Below are 4,396 nucleotides of genomic sequence, written 5' to 3' on the forward strand. Positions count from 1 at the left end.
GGTGGTGTTGGCGCGTCGTGATCGTGCCGACGCGTCCGCGGTGTTGGGCGGGGTGGCTGGATTGTTCGTGGCCGGCGCCGAGGTGAACTGGGCCGCTCTCCATTCCGGAGGTCAGCGCGTCGACCTGCCCACCTATGCCTTCCAGCATCAGCGCTTCTGGCTGGATCCCAAGGAGGCGCTGGCGCTGTCGTGGCTGGGCGCCGAACTGGGCGGCGTCAGCTCGCTCGGGCTGGATATGGTGGCGCATCCGCTGCTGGGTGCGGTTGTGCCGCATCCGGATTCGGGCGGCGTCAGCTTCACCGGCCGGTGGACCGTGGACTCCGTCGAATGGCTGGCCGATCACAGCGTGCTCGGTACCGTATTGCTGCCCGGCACCGGATTCGTCGAGCTGGCGGGTTACGTCGGCGGTGTGCTCGGTTGTGCCGTGCTCGATGAGTTGGTCCTGCAGGCTCCGTTGACCGTGCCGGCCGAGGGCAGCGTCTCGGTGCAGGTCGTGGTGACTGCGGCCGACGAGTCCGGTCGTCGTCGGTTGAGTGTGCATTCGCGGCAGGCCGCCGAGGGGCCGTGGTTGCTGCACGCCGAAGGTGTGCTGGCGCCGGATGAGGTGGTGGCCGATTTCGATCTCGCCGCGTGGCCGCCGGCGGGTGCCCAGCCCCTGGACATCGACGGCGTCTATGACGAGCTACTCGATATCGGGTACGGCTACGGCCCGTTCTTCCAGGGTTTGCAGGCGGCGTGGCGGCGCGGTGACGAGTTGTTCGCCGAGGTCGCGCTGCCGGATCCACAGGACGGCAAGGGATTCGGCATCCATCCGGCGCTGTTCGACGCGGCGCTGCACGCCGGGATCGTGCACGGTCTTCGCGGTGGCGTCGAGGGTTTCCCGGCCCTGCCGTTCAGCTGGAACCGCGTGGTGCTGCACGCGGCCGGCGCGAGCGCCGTCCGGGTTCGCATCGTGGTCGAGGGCAACCGCTTCGCGCTCCAGTTGGCCGACGAGCGGGGCGGGCCGGTGATGTCGGTGGGGGCCTTGGTATCTCGGCCGGTGTCGGCCGATCGCCTGCAGTCGGGGCGGGTGGACGACGCCCTCTTCGGCGTGGAGTGGGTCGCTGCCGCGCCGTCGGCGGAGAGCATCGAGCCGGGCCGGGTGGCGGTACTGAACGGTGATGTCGCCGCGCTGATCACCGAGTTGGACGCGGCCCAGGATCCGGTTGTTCCGGAGATCGTGTTGTGGGAGATCCCCGCTCACCACGGTGCGCCGCCGGAGGCCGCCCGACGGATCGCGATCGGTGTGCTCGACACTGTGCGCGGCTGGCTGGTCGAACCGCGTTTCGCCGGTGCACGTTTGGTGGTGCTGACCAGACATGCGGTGGCCGTTGCCGACTCGGAGCAGGTCGATCTGGCCCAAGCGCCGGTGTGGGGCATACTGCGTGCCGCGCAGGCCGAACACCCTGGCCGATTCCAGCTTCTCGACCTGGACCGGGATGAGCAGGACCAGCAGCGTGATGCGCTCGCTATCGCCGCGGTGGCCACGTCTGCTGCGCTGGAACCCGAGGCTGCGCTGCGCGGTGCGACCCTGCTCGTGCCGCGGTTGAGTCGTCACGCGCCCGGTTCGATCGTGCGGTTGTCCGAGCCGGGGACGGTGTTGGTGACCGGTGGTACGGGTGGTTTGGGTGGGGTGATAGCTCGGCATCTGGTGACCGAATACGGTGTGCGTCATCTGCTTCTGACGTCTCGGCGTGGCATGGATGCTCCGGGGGCGGCGGAATTGCGCGCGGAGCTGACCGGGCTGGGCGCGGAGGTGAGTATCGCTGCGTGTGATGTGTCGGATCGGTCGGCGTTGGCGGCGTTGCTGGATGGTATTTCAGTTGAGTGTCCGTTGGTGGGTGTGGTGCATGCGGCGGGGGTCGCGGATAACGGTCTGGTCGAATCGATTACGGCTGAGCGGGTCGACTATGTGTTCGGGCCCAAGGTCGATGCGGCGTGGCATCTGCACGAGCTGACGCGTGATGCGTCGTTGTCGTTGTTCGTCTTGGTGTCCTCGGCAGGCGGGTTGGTGCTGGCCGCCGGTCAAGCGAATTACGCCGCGGCGAATGTCTTCCTCGATGCCCTCGCGGCGCATCGTCACAACCTGGGATTGCCGGCAACCGCTATCGACTACGGGTTGTGGGCACGATCGTCCGGGCTCGGTGTCGAGCTATCGGAGGCCGAATTCGATCTGCTGCGCCGGCAGGGCTTTCCGCCGATTTCCGAGGCCGAGGGTCTGAGGCTGTTCGATGCCGCGATCGCGACCGATACCGCGCAGCTGGTGGCGCTGCGGGTCGATCCTGCGGTGCTCCGGACGCGCGGCGAGCTGATCCCCGCTCTGGTCCGTGCGCTCGCACCGATCCCCGCGCGCCGCACCAACCGAAGCGCGGCAGGTCAGGCTTTCGCCCGGAAGCTGGCGGGCTTGTCGGATGCGGATCGTGCGCGTGCTCTGCTCGATCTCGTTCGTTCGGTGGCTGCTGCCACGCTCGGGCATGTGTCGGTGGATGCTGTTGAGCCGCAGCAGGCTTTTCAGCAGTTGGGGTTCGATTCGTTGAGTGCGGTCGAGTTCCGTAACAAGCTGAATGCTGCGACGGGTCTGCAACTGCCGGCGACGTTGGTCTTCGATTACCCGAACGCGCAGGTTGTCGCCGAGTACATCGATTCCCAACTCTCCGGCACGAGCCAGGATGTCGCGGTCACTGCCAGTAGGGCGGCCGGCGACGACCCGATCGCGGTGGTGGCGATGAGCTGCCGCTACCCCGGTGGCGTGGCCTCTCCCGAAGACCTGTGGAGCCTGGTTGCCGAGGGCGTGGACACCACGGGTGATCTGCCCGCGGATCGTGGCTGGGACATCGATGGCATCTACGATCCGGAACCCGGTAAGCCGGGGAAGACGTATGCCCGGCAGGGTGGTTTCCTGTACTCCGCGGCCGATTTCGACGCGGACTTCTTCGGGATCAGTCCCAACGAGGCTTTGGTGATGGATCCGCAGCAGCGGATGTTGTTGGAGATTTCGTGGGAGGCGTTGGAGCGGGCCGGTGTGGATCCGGCGGTGCTGCGCGGCAGTTCGACCGGTGTCTTCGCCGGCGTGATGTACCACGACTACGCGCTGGGCGCCGGTACCGGCAACAGCGTCGCCGGCAGCCTGGTCTCCGGTCGCATCGCCTACACGCTGGGCTTGGAAGGTCCTGCGGTGTCGGTGGATACGGCATGTTCGTCGTCGCTGGTGGCCATGCACTTGGCCGCCCAGTCGCTGCGGTCGGGCGAATGCGATCTGGCGTTGGCCGGTGGTGTGGCGGTGATGTCCACCCCGGAGATGCTTGTCGAGTTCAGCCGGCAGCGCGGGTTGTCGCCGGATGGCCGGTGTAAGTCCTTCGCGGATGCGGCCGATGGGGTGGGCTGGTCCGAGGGTGCCGGAATGTTGGTGTTGGAGCGGTTGTCGGACGCGCGTCGCAATGGTCATGATGTGCTTGCGGTGATTGCTGGTTCGGCGGTGAATCAGGATGGTGCGTCGAATGGTTTCTCCGCGCCGAATGGTCCGTCGCAGCGGCGGGTGATTCGGCAGGCGTTGGCGAATGCCGGTGTGTCGCCGACCGAGGTGGACGTGGTCGAGGCGCACGGCACCGGTACGACTCTGGGCGATCCGATCGAGGCGCAGGCGCTGCTGGCGACCTATGGCCGAGATCGGGATGCGGATCGGCCGCTGTGGCTCGGATCGTTGAAGTCGAATATCGGTCACGCTCAGGCGGCGGCTGGTGTGGGGGGTGTGATCAAGATGGTCATGGCGATGCGGCACGGCGTGCTGCCCAAGACGCTGCACGTCGATCGGCCGAGCACGAAGGTTGACTGGTCCGAAGGGGATATCCGGCTGCTGACCGAACCGGTGGCGTGGCCGGAGGTGGATCGGCCGCGGCGTGCGGGTGTGTCCTCGTTCGGCCTCAGCGGCACGAACGCTCACCTCATCGTCGAACAGGCGCCCGCTGCGGACCCGGCTCCGGTGGTCAAAACCCGTCCGGCGGCCGGGGTTTTGCCGTGGGTGGTCTCGGCGCGGAGCAGCGAGGCACTGGCCGAGCAGGCCCGGCGGCTGGCCTCCTGTGTCGGCGATCACGATTCGATCGACATCGGATTCTCGCTTGCCGCCTCGCGAGTGTTGTTCGAGCATCGGGCCGTGGCGTTCTCGCCCGAGGACGACGTCCTGCGGGTCGGTATCCAGGCGCTCGGGCGCGGCGAAACCACTTCTGGTGTGGTTTCGGGCCGGGTGGTTCCGGGTTCGACTGGGTTGGTGTTCTCGGGTCAGGGTGCGCAGTGGGCTGGTATGGCGGTCGAGTTGTGTGCGGTGTATCCGGTGTTCGCCGAGCATTTCGATGCGATTGTC

The 4,396-nt window shown here is 67.3% G+C and carries 1 protein-coding gene; it reads left to right on the forward strand.

The features are described from left to right. Positions 1-4,396, forward strand: a 4,396-nt coding sequence (locus tag AB0L58_RS42860) for a type I polyketide synthase (RefSeq protein WP_364397451.1), incomplete at both ends; no start/stop codon positions are given.

The organism is Nocardia sp. NPDC052112, from assembly GCF_040680135.1.
GTDB lineage: Bacteria > Actinomycetota > Actinomycetes > Mycobacteriales > Mycobacteriaceae > Nocardia.